Annotated in this window: 17 protein-coding genes; 4 read left to right on the plus strand and 13 right to left on the minus strand. The window is 64.6% G+C overall.

Annotated features, from left to right (window positions below; genetic code table 11):
- Positions 1–164: 164 nt before the first annotated feature.
- On the minus strand, positions 165–941 hold the full coding sequence (locus tag HWE04_RS15420; protein WP_241812946.1) for an exodeoxyribonuclease III: 777 nt from the start codon (positions 939–941) through the stop codon (positions 165–167).
- A gap of 174 nt (positions 942–1,115) precedes the next feature.
- Between HWE04_RS15420 and pyrE the strand changes: the two genes are divergently transcribed.
- On the plus strand, positions 1,116–1,775 hold the full coding sequence (gene pyrE / locus HWE04_RS15425) for an orotate phosphoribosyltransferase (protein ID WP_077234826.1): 660 nt from the start codon (positions 1,116–1,118) through the stop codon (positions 1,773–1,775).
- A gap of 79 nt (positions 1,776–1,854) precedes the next feature.
- Here the strand turns inward: pyrE and HWE04_RS15430 are convergent, their stop codons facing one another.
- The 6 genes from HWE04_RS15430 to HWE04_RS15455 form a co-directional block, all read right to left on the minus strand.
- The gene (locus tag HWE04_RS15430; protein WP_077234827.1) at positions 1,855–2,352 is read right to left on the minus strand and encodes a Signal transduction histidine kinase; all 498 of its coding nucleotides are present in this window, start codon (positions 2,350–2,352) and stop codon (positions 1,855–1,857) included.
- A gap of 205 nt (positions 2,353–2,557) precedes the next feature.
- Positions 2,558–3,085: a peroxiredoxin family protein gene (locus tag HWE04_RS15435; protein ID WP_006464579.1), complete on the minus strand. Its 528-nt coding sequence runs from the start codon at positions 3,083–3,085 to the stop codon at positions 2,558–2,560.
- Between the two features lie 160 nt (positions 3,086–3,245).
- Complete coding sequence (locus HWE04_RS15440; protein WP_077234829.1) at positions 3,246–3,905, minus strand: BON domain-containing protein; 660 nt, start codon at positions 3,903–3,905, stop codon at positions 3,246–3,248.
- Positions 3,898–4,494 carry a phosphoheptose isomerase gene (locus HWE04_RS15445; protein WP_102664169.1) on the minus strand — a complete coding sequence of 199 codons (597 nt, stop codon included), beginning with the start codon at positions 4,492–4,494 and terminating at the stop codon, positions 3,898–3,900. The genes HWE04_RS15440 and HWE04_RS15445 overlap by 8 nt, the downstream gene beginning before the upstream one ends.
- 118 nt (positions 4,495–4,612) lie before the next feature.
- Positions 4,613–4,981, minus strand: a complete 369-nt coding sequence (locus HWE04_RS15450; RefSeq protein WP_006464576.1) for a YraN family protein — start codon at positions 4,979–4,981, stop codon at positions 4,613–4,615.
- 7 nt (positions 4,982–4,988) lie between these two features.
- Positions 4,989–6,257, minus strand: coding sequence for a penicillin-binding protein activator (locus HWE04_RS15455; RefSeq protein ID WP_077234831.1), 1,269 nt, complete (start codon positions 6,255–6,257; stop codon positions 4,989–4,991).
- Positions 6,258–6,270: 13 nt separating this feature from the next.
- On the opposite strand from HWE04_RS15455, the gene rsmI reads away from it, so the two are divergent.
- Positions 6,271–7,191: a 16S rRNA (cytidine(1402)-2'-O)-methyltransferase gene (gene rsmI, locus HWE04_RS15460; protein ID WP_241812947.1), complete on the plus strand. Its 921-nt coding sequence runs from the start codon at positions 6,271–6,273 to the stop codon at positions 7,189–7,191.
- A 7-nt stretch (positions 7,192–7,198) separates the two neighbouring features.
- On the opposite strand, the gene HWE04_RS15465 is transcribed toward rsmI, so the two are convergent.
- The 6 genes from HWE04_RS15465 to HWE04_RS15490 form a co-directional block, all read right to left on the minus strand.
- Positions 7,199–8,392 (minus strand): septal ring lytic transglycosylase RlpA family protein, encoded by a 1,194-nt coding sequence (locus tag HWE04_RS15465; protein ID WP_241812948.1) that lies wholly within the window; start codon positions 8,390–8,392, stop codon positions 7,199–7,201.
- Between the two features lie 171 nt (positions 8,393–8,563).
- On the minus strand, positions 8,564–9,673 hold the full coding sequence (gene rodA / locus HWE04_RS15470) for a rod shape-determining protein RodA (protein ID WP_006464572.1): 1,110 nt from the start codon (positions 9,671–9,673) through the stop codon (positions 8,564–8,566).
- Between the two features lie 94 nt (positions 9,674–9,767).
- Positions 9,768–11,741 carry a penicillin-binding protein 2 gene (gene mrdA / locus HWE04_RS15475; RefSeq protein WP_077234835.1) on the minus strand — a complete coding sequence of 658 codons (1,974 nt, stop codon included), beginning with the start codon at positions 11,739–11,741 and terminating at the stop codon, positions 9,768–9,770.
- A gap of 19 nt (positions 11,742–11,760) precedes the next feature.
- A complete protein-coding gene (mreD, locus tag HWE04_RS15480; protein ID WP_077234836.1) occupies positions 11,761–12,270 on the minus strand; it encodes a rod shape-determining protein MreD in 510 nt (169 codons plus the stop codon).
- Positions 12,267–13,343 (minus strand): rod shape-determining protein MreC, encoded by a 1,077-nt coding sequence (gene mreC, locus HWE04_RS15485; RefSeq protein WP_241812950.1) that lies wholly within the window; start codon positions 13,341–13,343, stop codon positions 12,267–12,269. The genes mreD and mreC overlap by 4 nt, the downstream gene beginning before the upstream one ends.
- 298 nt (positions 13,344–13,641) lie before the next feature.
- Complete coding sequence (locus HWE04_RS15490) at positions 13,642–14,685, minus strand: rod shape-determining protein (protein WP_006465688.1); 1,044 nt, start codon at positions 14,683–14,685, stop codon at positions 13,642–13,644.
- 358 nt (positions 14,686–15,043) lie between these two features.
- Here HWE04_RS15490 and gatC point away from each other — a divergent pair, with 358 nt between their 5' ends.
- On the plus strand, positions 15,044–15,346 hold the full coding sequence (gatC, locus tag HWE04_RS15495; RefSeq protein ID WP_006465687.1) for an Asp-tRNA(Asn)/Glu-tRNA(Gln) amidotransferase subunit GatC: 303 nt from the start codon (positions 15,044–15,046) through the stop codon (positions 15,344–15,346).
- A gap of 88 nt (positions 15,347–15,434) precedes the next feature.
- The gene (gatA, locus tag HWE04_RS15500) at positions 15,435–16,901 is read left to right on the plus strand and encodes an Asp-tRNA(Asn)/Glu-tRNA(Gln) amidotransferase subunit GatA (RefSeq protein ID WP_241812952.1); all 1,467 of its coding nucleotides are present in this window, start codon (positions 15,435–15,437) and stop codon (positions 16,899–16,901) included.
- The last annotated feature ends 38 nt before the right edge of the window (positions 16,902–16,939 follow it).

Consider the following 16,939-nt stretch of genomic DNA (forward strand, 5'->3'; position numbering starts at 1 on the left):
TTTTGTTTTTTGCGAACGTTTTCCACCTGCTTCCCGTTCGGACTGAGTAGGCCCGCCAGGGCCGTATCGAAGGCGCTCCATGGACCACCGCCCGGCGCGTCTTCGATACGCGGCTACGCCGCTACTCAGTCCGAACGGGAGGAGGCGGGTCGGCTGGCGCGTGTTCAGTCGCCGTAGACCACCGTCAACGGCGCATGGTCGGAAAAGCGCTGCTCCTTGTAGATCGCCGCGCTCACCGCCTTGGCGGCAATGCCTGGGGTGGAGACGTGGTAATCGATACGCCACCCCACGTTGTTGGCCCAGGCCTGGCCGCGATTGCTCCACCAGGTATAGGCCTCGCCGGTGGTCTCGGGATGCAGGCGGCGGTACACGTCCACCAGGCCCAGCTGGTCGAAGATGCGCGTCATCCAGGCGCGCTCCTCCGGCAGGAAGCCGGAATTCTTCTGGTTGCTCTTCCAGTTCTTCAGGTCGATTTCCTTGTGGGCGATGTTCCAGTCGCCGCAGATGACGACTTCGCGGCCGCTCCTTTCCAGGTCCATCAGGTGCGGCAGGAAGGCTTCCATGAAGCGGAACTTGGCTTCCTGGCGTTCCTCGCTGGACGAGCCCGAGGGTGCGTAGAGCGAAATCACGGTGAGGTCGCCATAGTCGCATTCCACATAGCGGCCTTCGTCATCGAACTCGGTATTGCCGAAGCCGATGCGCACCGAATCCGGCTGGCGGCGGCTGTACACGCCCACGCCCGAGTAGCCTTTTTTCTGGGCATAGTGGAAATGCCCGACATAACCGGCCGGGGCCAGGAATTCATCGGTCATGTCGGCCGCCTGGGCCTTCAGTTCCTGCACGCAGACGAAGTCCGGCGCTTCCTTCTGCAGCCATTCGAAGAAGCCCTTCTTGGCGGCCGAGCGGATTCCGTTGAGGTTGGCGGAGACGATTTTTGGCATGGGATTCCTGTTTGCTTGCTGCGGGAGAGTGTTCAATCAGGCCGGTAGCATAACCGATAGGATGAATCATTTAAAATGGCGGCCTGATGAAGGCTTCGCCACCTCCCTCGCCTTGCCTTGTGGCAAGCGGGCAGGCCGGCCCTTCCGTTTTTGACTCTTCCCGGGAAATGCATTGTGAGCAACTTGAGACAGGAATTCATTGAATTCGCGGTGTCGGCCGGCGTGCTGCGCTTTGGCGAATTCGTCACCAAGGCAGGTCGTACCTCGCCTTACTTCTTCAACGCCGGTCTGTTCAGCGAAGGCGCGACGCTGGCTCAGGTGGCGCGTTTCTACGCCCAGACCCTGCAGGATTCTGGCATCGAATATGACATGTTGTTCGGTCCCGCCTATAAGGGCATCACGCTGGCGTCGGCCACCGCCGTGGCGCTGGCCGGCATGGGACGCAACGTGCCGTTCGCCTTCAACCGCAAGGAAGCCAAGGACCACGGCGAAGGCGGCACCATCGTCGGCGCCAAGCTGCAGGGCAAGGTCGTCATCATCGACGACGTGATCTCGGCCGGCACCTCGGTGCGCGAATCGGTGGACATGATCCGCGCCGCCGGCGCCACCCCCTGTGCGGTGCTGATCGCGCTGGACCGCATGGAGCGCTCGGGCAAGGACGGCGCCCTGTCCGAACTGTCGGCCGTGCAGGAAGTGGCACGCGAATATGGCATGCCGGTCATTTCCATCGGCAACCTGGATGACCTGTTCGAGTACATCTCCACCGGTGGCGATGCGCGCCTGACCCAGCACAAGGATGCCGTGGCGGCCTACCGCACGCGTTACGGCGTCTAAGCTGCACCAAAAAGCGTCAAAAGATGAAAAAAAGGCTGCATCTTCGTTGATGCAGCCTTTTTGTTTTGCTGGCGACAGATTACAGCGGCTTGATCACACCCGCCACCTGCTGGCGCTGCAGCCGGTCGTCAAGTTCGCCGACCTGGGCGGCCACGGCATTCTCGGTCTGCTCCACCCGATGGTGGATGTCGCGCTGCAATGCATCCAGGCGCTGCGCCAGCAGGGTCTGTTGTTCGGTCTGGCGGCGCTGCAACTGCTCCAGCTCGGTTTTCAGGTAGCCGCGCAGGTCGTTGAAGCGCGAATGCTCGGCCTGGTCGGCCAGGGTGCGCTGGGCTTCCAGCTGCTTGGTCAGGCGCCGGCTCTCCAGCATCACGCTGGTCTGCAGGGCCAGGATGTAGAGCAGGAAGAAGGCCGTCAGCACGACCACCACTGCCAGCATCACCGCACCCAAGGGGGCCTGGAACTCGGTGTAGATCAGCGAGAGGGTGGTGGTGGCCGTGAAGGCCGTCCAGTTGACGGCGGCGAAGATGGCGACCAGCGCCAGCAGCACGATCAGGAAAACGGTCCGGAATCTCATTGCAGCCTCCTGTTATGTTCTCGGTCATTGGGCAGGCATGACTGTTCAGCACGGCTGGGCCGCAGCGGAACGATGACAAATCACTTGTCATGCCGACAAGGTGAACCATTTGGACTTCCTGGGTAGAGGGGATGTTCCTTGGAGTTGTTCGGCGGAATTAAAAAAGCCGACACATGGTCGGCTTTTTCGGAGGAGTGAAGCGCGCTCAGGCTGCTGCCAGGGCTTTCTCCAGCAGCTGATGCAATTCAGCGAACTGCGGCTCGCCGACATAGCGCTTGATGATGTTGCCGTCCTTGCCGATGACGAAGGTGGTCGGGGTCAGCTTGACGTCGCCGAAGGCCTTGGCCAGCGTATCCTGCGGGTCGAGGGCGACCTTGAAGGGCAGCTTGCGGGTCTCGGTGTAGTTCACCACGTAGTTGGGCGGGTCATAGCTCATGGCCACGGCCACGAAGTCCAGGCCGCGATCCTTGAACTTGTTGTAGGTCTCGATCATCTGCGGCATCTCGCCCACGCAGGTGGTGCAGCTGGTGGCCCAGAAGTTGACCATCACCACCTTGCCGCGCAGGTCCTTGAGGGCCACCTGCTGGCCATCGAGCTTGGTGAAGGTGACATCGGGCGCGGCGTTGCCGGCATTGACCTTGAAGTAGGCGAAGGCGGCGATGGCGGCCACCCCGACCAGGGCAACCAGCTTGATCATGAGGCCGCGTTTGGGCGCATTTGCCTGTGCTTGCATGGAAAACTCCGCATTCCGGATTCGAGGGAGGGGCATGGCCCCGGTCACTTATCCGGCCATTATAGACCGCACCGCCCGATCCTGCGGGCTGCGTGCCAATTGGAAACCGCCGGACGGGCCGGCGGTTTGACTTGCATCAGAGGCGATCAGCGATGGCCGATCAGCTGGTGGACTTGTTCTCGCTGGCCGGCTTGCGCTGGTAGTCCTGCAGCTCTTCTTCGCTGATGTATTCGAACAGCGTGACGACCTTGGTCACATCCGACACGCCGCTGGCGATCTTGGCGGCACGCTGGCCTTCGCGCTGGGTCACGCGGCCCATCATGTAGACGATGCCACGCTCGGTCGTGATCTTGAAGGCGCTGGAATAGAGCGACTTGTCATCCACCAGGCTGGCCAGCACCTTGCTGGTGATGAGCGCATCGCTGGAGCGCGAACCGAAGCTGGAGGACGGGCCCACCTGCAGTTCGTTATAGACGGTGTCGACGTTCTGGAAACTCTTGATCTCGCGCTCGGCGGCAGCCTTGGATGCCTCGTCAGGCACCTCGCCGGACAGCAGCACCTTGCGGTTGAAGGAAGTCACGTTGACGTGAGAACCCGCAGCCACCACTTCGGGAATGCGGGCTTCGCCCTTGACCACGATCGATTTGTCCTCCGTTTGCGCGCCCAGGGTACGGCGGTCGGTGGCGGCGAAGGTGGTGGCCAGCGCACCGCCGGCCAATACCGCGAAACAACCCTGCAGGCTCAGGGCCAGCATGCCGCCCAATGCGACTGCCGCCAGCGGGCGGCGCAGCCGTGTGAACAACGATCGTGCATCACTCATTCGCATCATCTCCAAAAAGCGCGACGTCGATACCGTCGCAAATGCAGTGCAGGGATACCAGATGCACTTCCTGGATGCGCGCGGTGCGGTCATGCGGCACACAGATATGGACATCGGCATCGGTCAGGATCTTGCCGATCTTGCCGCCGCCCTTGCCGGTAAGCGCCACCACGCGCATGTCGCGCTCGTGGGCCACTTCGATGGCGGCCAGGATATTGCCCGAATTGCCCGAGGTCGAGAAAGCCAGCAGGATGTCACCCGCCTGGCCGAAGGCCTGGACCTGCTTCGAGAAGATTTCCTGGTAGCTGTAATCGTTGCCCACCGCGGTCAGGATGGAGGTGTCGGTGGTCAGGGCCATGGCCGGCAGTGGCAGTCGCTCGCGTTCGAAGCGCCCCACCAGTTCGGCTGCGAAGTGCTGGCTGTCGGCAGCCGATCCGCCATTGCCGCAGGCAAGAATCTTGTTGCCATTCGACAGTGCGGTGAACATAAGTTCAATCGCCTGTTCGATCGGTTGCGCCAGTACGCTGGCTGCCTTCATCTTCAGGTCGGCGCTTTCCTGGAAATGGGCGAGGATACGGGGATTTGTCATAGTGGCTGCGATTATAGAGGACTTGAACGGCGCCAAGCCCGGGCAATTGGTAAAGAGAAGTTTCCGCAATACGGTGGCACATGATACGCCAGCGTCGGCCGGTTGCAGCAAACCGGGCTCAGGCCTCGATGACGTTGCGCAGCCACTGCAACTGGCCGCCTTCGACTGCGATCACGTCGAAACGGCAGGCCGGCAGCTCCCGCTGGCCTTGCAGCCAGACCTGGGCCGCCACCAGCAGGCGTCGCTGCTTGGCCGGTGTCACGCTGGTCACCGCACCGCCAAAGGCCGCATTGGCGCGGGCGCGCACTTCCACGAAGACCACCGTGGCACCGTCCCGCAGGATCAGGTCGATTTCACCGCCCTTGCAGCGGAAATTGCGTTCCACCAGGCGCAGGCCCTGGCGTTGCAGATGCTCCAGGGCCTGGTCCTCGGCAGCGTCGCCAGTACGCTGGCGTGCGGTGCGCCGCAACAGGTCGCGCAGGGCCATGGCGGCGTCAGTACTGGTCCGCCATCGGCACCGGCCAGCCATCCTGATAGACCGCCTGGGTCTCCTGGCGCTGGAAATAGGTGGTGCCGCCGCCGATCATGTTCACCGTCAGGCGTCCGGTGACGCCATCGATATCGAAGCCTGATTGCCTCTGCGCGATACCATAGGCGACCCGGTAGGCATCGATGCCCAGTGCATACAGGCGCGCCAGGTCCGGGCTGGGACGTTCATTGTCGTTGACCGCCGGGCGCGGATAGCGCGCCACTGCCACGTTGTCGGGCTGCAGTTGCCAGGGGATGTCGACCAGGCGTACCCCATCGAGCTCGGGCAGCTTGTCGTTGGGGTTGTCACGCTTGAGGGTGTAGGGATTGATCTGCGAGGTGCCGTACAGCGGCAGCTCGTTGCCCACAGCGCTACGCAGTTGCACGGTCTGCGCCGCATCCAGGGCGACGAAGATCAGGGCCGGTTTCTCCTGCTCCACGCGCTTGGCCAGTTGCGCCAGGCCCGGTGCCGAGAGGGCATTGGCGGGAGTGCTCAGTTCCAGCGTCTCGACCTGCAGGCCGAGCTGCCGGGCACGCAGCTGGAAGGAACGGGCGGCGCGCTTTTGCCAGGCGATGTTGGTCGAGATGGCGAAGATCTTGCCCGGTGCCTTTTCCTTTTCCACCCAGTTGGCGACCTGGCGTGCCTCTTCGTCGATGGACAGGCCCACGGCCAGCATCTGCGCCGGCAGTTGCAGGTCGGCCTCGCCATTCATGTCCGGCTGCGCCAGGGCGACGGTGGGCTTGCTCACGCGACCGCTCTGGGCCACGGCGGTGACGGCGCTGCGCGAGAGCGGGCCGACCACGATGTCGTACTTGCCGGACGCTTCATCATAGGCGCGCTGCATGTCCGGGGCCGAATCACCGGTCTCGACGATGGCCAGCTGGATGTTTTCCTTCTGGCGCGAATAGGCCGTCAGGAAGCCGGTGCGCACTGCATCTGCGGCGGCCCCGAAGGCTCCGGTACGGGAGGGCAGCAGCAAGGCCATGCGGATCGGGGCGGCGGCTGGTGGTGCCATGGATGGGCCGTTGGCGGCCGACTGCATCTCCGGCGAGGTCCCCGGCGGCAGTGCCAGCGGGGCCGGGTCGGAGGTGGCGGAGGGCAGCGCAGGGGTAGCGGCCTGCGCCAGCAGAGGTACACTGTCGGCTGCTGCAGCCGGCAGCGCCACCATCCAGGGGGCCAGCAAACCGGCCAGCAGGGCCGCGCATGCGGTCATTTTCTTCGAACCTGTGAACATCCCGCCTCCTCCAATGAATCAGAATTCCAGCGTAGCTGCCTCCATCCTGCAGGATGCCGCCCAGCAAACCTATCCGGTGTCGGCATTATATGTGCTGGCCACGCCCATCGGGAATGTCTGCGACATCAGCCTGCGCGGCCTGCACCTGCTGGGCATCGCCGATGCGGTGGCCTGCGAGGATACGCGCAACACCAGCCAGTTGCTGCAGCGCTATGGTCTGTCGCGCCCCTTGCTGGCCACCCATGAACACAACGAGCGCGAAGCCGCCGACAAGATCATCGAGCGCCTGCGCGCCGGGCAACGGGTGGCATTGGTGTCGGACGCCGGTACGCCCGCCGTCTCCGACCCCGGTGCCAAGGTGGTTGACGCGGTGCGGGCCGCCGGGTTCCGGGTGATTCCCTTGCCCGGGGCATCGGCGGCGATCACCGCGCTGTCGGCCGCGGGCCTGACCGACGCGCGCTTTCATTTCGTGGGCTTCTTGCCCAGCAAGACCCGCCAGCGCGAGACCGCCCTGCAGGAGCTCACCGCCGTGCAGGCGGCGCTGGTGTTCTATGAAGCTCCGCACCGCATCGTCGAGACCGTGCAGTCCATGCTGCAGGTGTTCGGCCCGCAGCGCCAGGTGGTGCTGGCGCGCGAGCTGACCAAGCTGTTCGAGGATATCCATCGCTGCCCGTTGGGCGAGGCACCGGCCTGGCTGGAACAGGACGCCAACCGTCAGCGCGGCGAGTTCGTGGTCTTGCTGGAAGGGGCGCCGCCGGCCGGTGACGAGGATGCCGAGGGCGAGCGCGTCCTGCGCATCCTGCTGGAAGAGCTCCCGTTGAAGCAGGCCGCCGCCCTGGCCGCGCAGATCACCGGCCAGAAGAAGAACGCCCTGTATGAACGCGCCCTGCAACTGAGGCAGGACGCACAAGGAGATGATCAGGAAGGGGAGTGAGGCTGCCCTAGCGTTCCACGATGAAGGGTGTGCCGGCACTGCGCTGGCGCACCAGCATGGCCGCGTTCTGGGCCGCCGGCCGGGTCGGATAGGGACCGGCATACAGGCGATACAAGCCGTTGACCTGCACCGCCTGCATGCTGTCGACGATGCCGGAGAGGCTGGGCAGCAGCTTGTCGCGCGCCACCAGCGCATTGGCTTCTTGCGAATAGGCGCCGAACTGAAGGTAATAACCCGCCGTCAGCGGTACCGCCTGCGGCATCGCCGGGGAGGGTGCCGAACCGCTGGCCACGGCGTTGATGATGCCGCCGCCACCGGCCAGGCCGGCGCCACTGGCCGCACTGCTGGTGCTGGCATTGATCGGCTGCACTGCTGCCACGGTGGGCTGGGGCGGCAGGCCTTGTGCGCTCACGGTATTGATTTCGACCGCGCCGGTGGAAACGCCGGCGCCATTGTCGGCGGCCCGGTTGATCAGATCGGCGACCGCCAGCGTGCTGCCATTGCGGCGCGCATCGGCCATCCGCTGTGCTTCTTCTGGCAGGATGCGTTCGACTTCCAGCTCACTGCTGCCGCTGCCCAGATAACCCAGTTTCAGCGCGGCCGTGTAGGACAGGTCGATGATGCGGCTGGAGTGGAAGGGGCCGCGATCATTGATGCGCACGATGACCTGCTTGCCGGTCTTCAGATTGGTGACCCGTGCATAGGAAGGAATGGGCAGCGTGGGGTGCGCGGCCGTCATCTTGTACATGTCGTAAAGCTCGCCCGAGGACGTCTTCTGGCCATGGAATTTCTTGCCGTACCAGCTGCCGATGCCGCGCTGGATGAAAGGCTGGTTGCTGTCCGTAATGGGCACGTAGGTCTTGCCGAACACGGCATAGGGCCGGCTGGCCGCCCGCGAGACCGGCTCCACCTGCGGTTCGGCGTCGGCCACGTCGAGCAGGCCGTCGGGGATGTGGTCGCCCGGGCCATCGTCCTTGTAGTAGCCGCCGCGTCCCGAGCCTGCTGCCGGCAGTGCCGGAACGTTGGCCGGACGGCTGCTGCCGGCCTTGACCGGTGTCGAGGGCGCCTGCGCGGTCTGGCGCGCTGCCTGCTGGGTAGTGCCGCAGGCCGCCAGCAACAGCGGCAGCAGCAAGGCGCCCCAGCGCAGGGCCTGGCCCCGGGGGGCGAGGCGGTGGTGATGTTCTAGAGTGGGTGTTCCCATAGCCTGTCCTTGGTCAACAGTCGATGCGCCGGGCCTGGTGATGCCTGTCCCGGCCGGAATGTTCGCAACGATACCAGAGTGCAATGCACCGAGGCTGACAACTCGTCAGTGCTGCAAGTTCACGGATCTTGCCGGACTTGTCCCCTGGACAAGGGCATCCACGCGGCCCGCTCAGCTCTGGACCAGCTTGCGATGGCGCTGGATGCTCATGAGGATGCCTGCTCCCAGCCCCAGCGTCACCAGAGCCGTACCGCCATAGCTCATGAAGGGTAGCGGCACCCCCACCACCGGCAGGATGCCGCTGACCATGCCCATGTTCACGAAGGCATAGGTGAAGAAGATCATCGTGATGGCTCCGCCCAGCAGACGCGTGAAGAGCGTCGGGGCATTGGCGGTGATCATCAGTCCGCGCCCGATCAGCAGCAGGTACAGCAGCAGCAGGACGATGTTGCCGATCAGCCCGAACTCCTCGGAATAGACCGAGAAGATGAAGTCGGTGGTCCGTTCAGGGATGAATTCCAGGTGCGTCTGCGTCCCCATCAGCCAGCCCTTGCCGCTCACCCCGCCGGAGCCGATGGCGATGGTGGACTGGATGATGTGGAAGCCCTTGCCCAGCGGGTCCGAGGTCGGGTCGATGAGCATCATCACCCGCTGGCGCTGGTAATCGTGCATGAAGGACCACACCACCGGCAGGCTGGCCGCACCGGCCACGAACAGGCCCAGCAGGATCTTCCACGGCAGTCCGGCGAAGAAGATCACGTAGAAGCCGGCCGCCAGCACCAGCAGGCCAGTCCCCAGGTCGGGCTGGCGGATGATCAGGAAGCCCGGGATCAGCAGCAGGATCGCCGCCACCACGAAGGCATCCCAGCGCAGCATGCCCTCCCGCTTCTGGAAATACCAGGCCAGCATCAGCGGCATGGCGATCTTCATGATTTCCGAGGGCTGCACCACCATGCCGATATTGAGCCAGCGACGTGAACCCTTCTTGATGATGCCGAACAGCGCCACCGCGATCAGCAGCGTCACCCCCACCGTATAGACCGGCACCGCCAGCCGCAGCAGCAGTTGCGGGGAGACGTTGGCCGCAGCCCACATGACGATGAAGGCCACCAGGATATTGCGCAACTGGTCCTCGACCCGGCCAGGGAAGTTCATCCCTGCCGAATACAGGGTGACGATGCCTACCGACAGGATCAGGAAGACGATCAGCGACAGCGCGCCGTCGAACACCGTCAGGTGCGGCTTGATGATTTGCCAAAGGGGCGGACGTTGCAGGCTCATGCCGGCTCCTGGTGCTTGCTGCGTTGTTGCGATGTCAGACCTTGCGCGCCGGCGGAACCCGCGCGCAGGCGTAGGGTGCCAGGGCGACCCGGCTTCATTCCTGCACGTCCGGCTGGACCGTGGGCGTATTGCTGCCGCCGCTGTCCTCGGAGACCGGACCCTCGACCGGAGTATCCGGGCTCACCGCCTCGGGTGCGACCGACTTGATCGGCTCATTGGGGCGCTTGCCCAGCATGAAGTAATCCATGGCCTTGCGCACCAGCGGTGCGGCCACGCCGGCACCCCAGCCGCCGTTCTCGACCACTGCCGCAATCGCGATGCGCGGCGCGTCGGCCGGCGCAAAGCCGATGTACAGGCCGTTGTCGTGGTAGATGCGGGAGAGCTTCTTCGAATCATACTTCTGGTTCTTGGCGATGTTGACCACCTGCGCCGTACCGGTCTTGCCGCCCGAGTCGTAGGGGGCGCCACGGAAGGCGGCCGCGCCGGTGCCTTCCTTGACCACGCCGACCATGGCGCGCTTGATGAAGTCGATGTTTTCCTGCTTCAGCGGGATGCGGTAGCTTTCCTTGGGCACGGTCTCGGTGCGCTCGTGGGTCACGCCATCCTCGATGATCTTGACCAGGTGGGGCTTCATCACCACGCCATTGTTGGCCAGGATGGCGGTGGCCTGGGCCATCTGCAGCGGCGTGAAGCTGTTGTAGCCCTGGCCGATGCCCAGCGACACCGTATCGCCGGCAATCCAGCGCTTCTGCTCGGGTTTGCGGAAGGCGTTGCGTTTCCACTCGGTGGAGGGCAGGATGCCGCGCTTCTCGTGTTCCAGGTCGATGCCGGTGATCTGGCCGAAGCCGAAGGGCTTCATGAAGTCATGGATGGCGTTGACCCCCATGTCGTTGGCCAGCATGTAGTAGTAGGTGTCGCAGGAGACCACCACCGAGCGATACATGTCGACGATGCCATGGCCGCCTTCCTTGTCATCGCGGAAACGGTGGTTGCCCAGAATGAAATAGCCCGGGTCGCGGATGGCGTCCTGGGGGCGACGCTTGCCCAGCTCCAGCGCGGCCAGCGCCATGAATGGCTTGTAGGTCGAACCGGGCGAATAGACCCCCGACAGCGGGCGGTTCAGCAGCGGCCGGTCGGGCGACTTGTTGAGCTCGTCCCAGCTTTGCTGGTCGATGCCTTCCACGAACAGGTTGGGATCATAGGAGGGCTGCGAGACATAGGCCAGGATGTCGCCCGTGGCCGGGTTGATCGCCACCAGCGCACCCTTCTGGTCGCCGAAGGCTTCTTCCACCACCTTCTGCAGCTCGATGTCGATGGACAGGATCAGGTTCTTGCCGGGCGTGGCCGGGGTGCGCGAGAGCGAGCGCACCGCCCGGCCACTGGCCGAGATTTCCACTTCCTCGTAGCCGGTGGTGCCGTGCAGCTGGCTTTCGTAGCTTTTTTCCAGGCCTTCCTTGCCGATGTAGTCGGTGCCGTTGTAGTTGGCTTCATCGTCGGAGTCGGCGATGCGCTCGGCATCGCGCTGGCTGATGCGGCCGATGTAGCCGATCACGTGGGCAGCAGTCTTGCCGTACGGATACTGACGGAACAGGCGGGCCTGCACCTCCACCCCGGGAAAGCGATAGCGCTGGGCCGTGAACTTGGCCACTTCCTCGTCGGTCAGGCGGGTGCGGATGGGCACGCTTTCGAAGTTCTTGGACTCTTCCTGCAGGCGGCGGAAGCGACGCCGGTCGCGCGGCTGGATTTCCACGATCGTGCCCAGCTCGTCGATCAGGTCATCGATGTTGGTCTTGATCTTGGAGGGGGTGATTTCCAGCGTGTAGGCCGAATAGTTGCGCGCCAGCACTACGCCGTTGCGGTCCAGGATCAGGCCGCGATTGGGCACGATGGGCACCACCGAGATGCGGTTTTCCTCGGCCTGGGCGGCGTAGGCATCGTGGCGCACCACCTGCAGCCACAGGAAACGCGCCAGCAGCAGGCTGAAGCAGACCAGCACCAGCACGCTGGCCGCCAGCAGGCGCATGCGGAACAGCCTCAGCTCATGCGCGGTATTCTTGAATTCGGTCATGCTGCTTGCACCCGGCCCCTCAGATGGGGCGATTCTCGTCGCGATTCACGGCGCGGCGCTGCGGCGCCAGCAGCAGCAGGCTGACCACCGGCCACAGCAGGGCCGACACCAGGCTCTCGCTGAAATAGAACCAGTCCGGCGACTTGCCGGTGACCAGCAGCTGGATCACCAGCTGCACCGCCTGTGCCAGCAGCATCAGCGGCAGCACGTGCAGCGCCTGCGTGCGCAGCGGGAACCACAGCACCCGGCGGTGGATCATGATGGCAAAGTAGGACAGCAGGGTATAGGCCAGCGCGTTCTCGCCCAGCAGGGTGGCTTCGTTGACGTCCATCAGCAGGCCCATCAGGAAGGCCACGCTGATGCCGACCTTGCGCGGCTGGTGGATGTTCCAGAACACCAGCGCCAGCGCCACGAAATCCGGCACGCCCACCATCTGCCCCCAGGGCATGAGGTTGAGCACGAAGGCCACGATCAGGCTGAACGCGATGAACAGCGGACTGGCCGGCAGGAGGATGTATTGGTTGTTCATCGTGCGGGTTCCTTGGCAGCCGGCTTGGCGCCGGTGGGCGCGGCAGGGGTGGCGGCAGCGGCCGGGGTGGCAGGCTTGGCCGGCACCGTGGCATCGGCGCTGCCCTTGCGTTCCTCGGTCGCCTTGTCCTTGGGCGTGGCATTGGCCTCGTCGGCGCTGTTGTCGCGGGTACTGTCACGCAGGCGGCGCTTGAACAGCTTGGCCGATTTTTCGTCGATGACGTCCGGTTCCGGGCGCGGCGGCAGGTTCTTTTCCACCAGCAGGATCAGCAGCTGGCGATGGCGGTCGATACCGGCCAGGGGGCGGCAGACGATGCGGGCGAAGGAATCGGCCGAGCGCGTCTCCACCAGCGCCACGCTTGCCACCGACAGGCCCGGCGGATAGACGCCGTCGATGCCCGAGGTCACCAGCACGTCGCCCTTCTGGATATCGGCATTGGCCGGCATGAAGCGCAGATCCAGCGCGCCGGTCTGGCCACGGCCGTAGGCCACGCTACGCAGGCCATTGCGCAGGACCTGCACCGGGATGGCCTGGTCCTTGTCGGTCAGCAGCGTGACCTCCGAGGTGAACGGGAACACCCGCGTCACCTGGCCCACGATGCCGACCTCGTCGATCACCGGCTGGCCCGCCGTCACGCCCTGCTGTGAACCGCGGTTGAGGATGATCTTGCGGGTAAACGGGTCACGGGCGTCGTACAGGATTTCGCCGACGATGGACTTGACCGGCACCTTCTGCTGCATGTCCAGGAGCTTGCGCAACTGGGCGTTTTCCGCCGCCAGCAGGCGCTCCTGCTGCATCAGCTGGGCATTGACGATCTGTTGCTGGCGCAGCTCGTGGTTTTCCCGCTGCAGCGAGGCCATCGAGGAAAAATAGTCGCTCGAATTGGTGATGGCATCGCGCGGGATCATGGCCACCGTCTGGAACGGATAGAGCGCGGTGCCCAGCGCCTGGCGCAGCGTACCCAGTACGTGCATGCGGGCGTCGACCACCAGCATCACGACCGACAGCAATGCGAAGACGGTCACGCGCACCCGGGCCGAGGCGCCCTGCTTGAAGAGTGGTGGGATTTCCATGGCGTCAGGCCGCCGGCAGGGCCGCGTGGCGCGGCCGTCTGCAGGCGGAGAACTCACTTCCTGCGTCGAAAACGATAACAAAAAGGGGAGCCGAGGCGTTCACCCGACCCAGCGCCAGCCGTGCCTGCCCCGGATGCGCACATGGGGTGCGCAAGGCGTGACAAGTCGGTGTGGACTGCGTCATATCGAACGTATCGGTTCCCCGCTCATCCGGCGGTACATCGCCGCCGGTTCGTGCTGATACTGCCAGTGGCCGGCCGGGCCTGAAGCTGCCGGGCCGGCCGTGGGTCATGCCGGATTACTCGGCCGAGAAGATCGAACCCAGCTTGTCCATGCGGTCCAGCGCCATGCCCGAGCCGCGCACCACGCAGGTCAGCGGGTCTTCGGCGACGATCACCGGCAGGCCGGTTTCTTCCATCAGCAGGCGATCCAGGTCGCGCAGCAGTGCGCCGCCGCCGGTGAGCATCATGCCCTTTTCGGCGATGTCGGCGCCCAGTTCCGGCGGGGTCTGTTCCAGCGCGTTCTTCACGGCCGAAACGATGTTGTTCAGCGGATCGGTCAGGGCTTCCAGGATTTCATTGCTGGAGATGGTGAAGGAGCGCGGGATACCTTCGGACAGGTTGCGGCCCTTGACTTCCATTTCCTTGACTTCCGAACCCGGGAAGGCCGAGCCGATTTCCTTCTTGATCGCTTCGGCGGTCTGTTCGCCGATCAGCATGCCGTAGTTGCGGCGGATGTAGTTGACGATGGCTTCGTCGAACTTGTCGCCACCCACACGCACCGAACCCTTGTAGACCATGCCGCCCAGCGAAATGATGCCCACTTCGGTGGTGCCGCCGCCGATGTCCACCACCATCGAACCGGTGGCGTCGGAGACCGGCAGGCCCGAGCCGATGGCCGCGGCCATCGGTTCCTCGATCAGGTAGACCTGGGATGCACCGGCGCCCAGCGCCGATTCACGGATGGCGCGGCGTTCCACCTGGGTCGAACCGCAGGGCACGCAGATGATGATGCGGGGGGAGGGGCGGAACAGCTTGGAGTCGTGCACCATGCGGATGAACTGCTTCAACATCTGCTCGGTGACGGTGAAATCGGCGATCACGCCGTCCTTCATCGGGCGGATCGCCTCGATGTTGCCGGGCACCTTGCCCAGCATCTGCTTTGCTTCCTTGCCCACTGCCTGGATGGTCTTCTTGCCGTTGGGGCCGCCTTGCTGGCGGATCGCCACGACCGAAGGCTCGTCCAGCACGATGCCATGGCCGCGCGCGTAGATCAGCGTGTTCGCGGTACCCAGGTCGATCGCCAGATCGTTAGAAAAGTAACTGCGGAGAAATCCAAACATGAGTTGTCCTGATGCGCCCGCCATGGGGCGCCTAGCTTTTTGATAGGGGGAGGTGTCCGTTCATGCTGCGGCGACGCGAAAATCAGGCGCCAGCAAGGCATTAATCCGACATTCTACCTTATAATTCCAGAGAAACCAGCAAGCCGGACCGCCAAAAATATCCGCATCGCGAGACCTTCCGACCGCCATCTGGCGCGGGTTTGCCGTTTTTCATGCGATACATGCCATGACCCGGCCGGGTCGCCGCGCAAGCGCACTCGCCGACGTTGCCGAGGCCCGGAAAACCGCTCCTGGCCCCACTGGCTACGGGTCTTCCAATTTCAACATCATGCGGCGCGCCCGGCGCGTCCTTTCGACCATGTCACTAGCCCTTTCCGACGTCAAACGCATCGCCAACCTGTCCCGACTGGAGCTCACCGAGGCCCAGGCCGGTGAAACGCTGGAAAAGCTCAATGGCATCTTTGCCCTGGTGGAGCAGATGAAGGCCATCGACACCTCCGGCGTAGAGCCGCTGTCGCACCCGATCGCCGCCATCGAGCCGATGCTGGCGCTGCGCCTGCGCGAGGACGCGGTCACCGAGTCCAATCGCCGCGAGGACTACCAGCAGCCGGCGCCGGCCACCCAGGATGGCCTGTACCTGGTACCCAAGGTGATCGAATAAGCGCGGCGCACAACCGCACTCAGCGCCCTCACCGAACCTGACCGTTCCCGGCCCAGCCGGCCCGCAAGACCGCAGCGTAACCAATTCCATGCACAAGCTCACCCTCAAAGAACTGTCCGCGCAACTGCAAGCGCGCAAGATTTCCGCCACCGAACTGGCGACCCTGTTCCTGGACCGCATCGAGGCCAGTGACCTCAATGCCTTCCTGCATGTGGATCGCGCCCTGACGCTGGCCCAGGCGCAGGCCGCCGATGCCCGCCTGGCGGGCAATGAGGCCGGCCCCCTGACCGGCATCCCGATCGCCCACAAGGATATCTTCGTCACCCGCAACTGGCGCACCACGGCTGGTTCGCGCATGCTGCAGGACTACGTGAGCCCCTTCGACGCAACCGTGGTGGAACAGTTCAACGCCGCCGGTACCGTCACCCTGGGCAAGCTCAACTGTGACGAGTTCGCCATGGGCTCCAGCAACGAGAACTCCTTCTACGGCCCGGTGAAGAACCCCTGGGACAAGACCGCTATCCCCGGCGGCTCCTCGGGCGGCTCGGCCGCTGCCGTGGCCGCGCGCCTGGCGCCGGCCGCCACCGCCACCGACACCGGCGGCTCGATTCGCCAGCCGGCCTCGCTGTGCGGCGTCACCGGCATCAAGCCGACCTATGGCAGCGTCTCGCGCTACGGCATGATCGCCTTCGCCTCCTCGCTGGACCAGGGCGGCCCGATCGCCAAGACCGCCGAGGATTGCGGCCTGCTGTTGAACGCCATGACCGGCTTCGACGAGCGTGATTCCACCAGCCTGCAGCGCCCCAAGGAAGACTTCACCCGTTCGCTGAACCAGAGCCTGCAAGGCCTGCGCATCGGCGTACCCAAGGAATTCTTCGGCGCCGGCCTGGCTGCTGACGTGGAAGCGGCCGTACGCGGCGCGCTGGCCGAATTCGAAAAGCTCGGCGCCACCCTGGTCGATATCTCCCTGCCCAAGACCGAACTGTCGATCCCCGTGTATTACGTGATCGCCCCGGCCGAGGCCTCGTCCAACCTGTCGCGCTTCGACGGCGTGCGCTACGGCCACCGTGCCGCCGACTACAAGGACCTGGCCGACATGTACAAGAAGTCGCGCGCCGAAGGCTTCGGCGACGAGGTCAAGCGCCGCATCCTGGTGGGCTCCTACGTGCTTTCGCACGGTTACTACGACGCCTACTACCTGCAGGCCCAGAAGATCCGCCGCCTGATCGCCCAGGACTTCCAGAGCGCCCTGGCCGGCCCGGGCCGCCAGTGCGACGTCATCATGGGCCCGGTCTCGCCCACCGTCGCCTGGGACCTCGGCGACAAGACCGACGACCCGGTGGCCAACTACCTGGCCGACATCTTCACGCTCTCCACCAGCCTGGCCGGCCTGCCGGGCATGTCGATTCCCTGCGGCTTCGGTCAGGGCGAAAAGAACGGCAAGCGTCCGGTCGGCCTGCAGATCATCGGCAACTACTTCGACGAGGCGCGCCTCCTGAACGTGGCGCACCAGTTCCAGCAGGCCACCGACTGGCACCTGCGCGAACCGGCCTGATCACCTGGCCCTCGTCACCAACAACAGAATTCGCAAGG

This window comes from Herbaspirillum sp. C7C2 (assembly GCF_022627865.1).
GTDB classification, from domain to species: Bacteria; Pseudomonadota; Gammaproteobacteria; order Burkholderiales; family Burkholderiaceae_D; genus Herbaspirillum; species Herbaspirillum frisingense.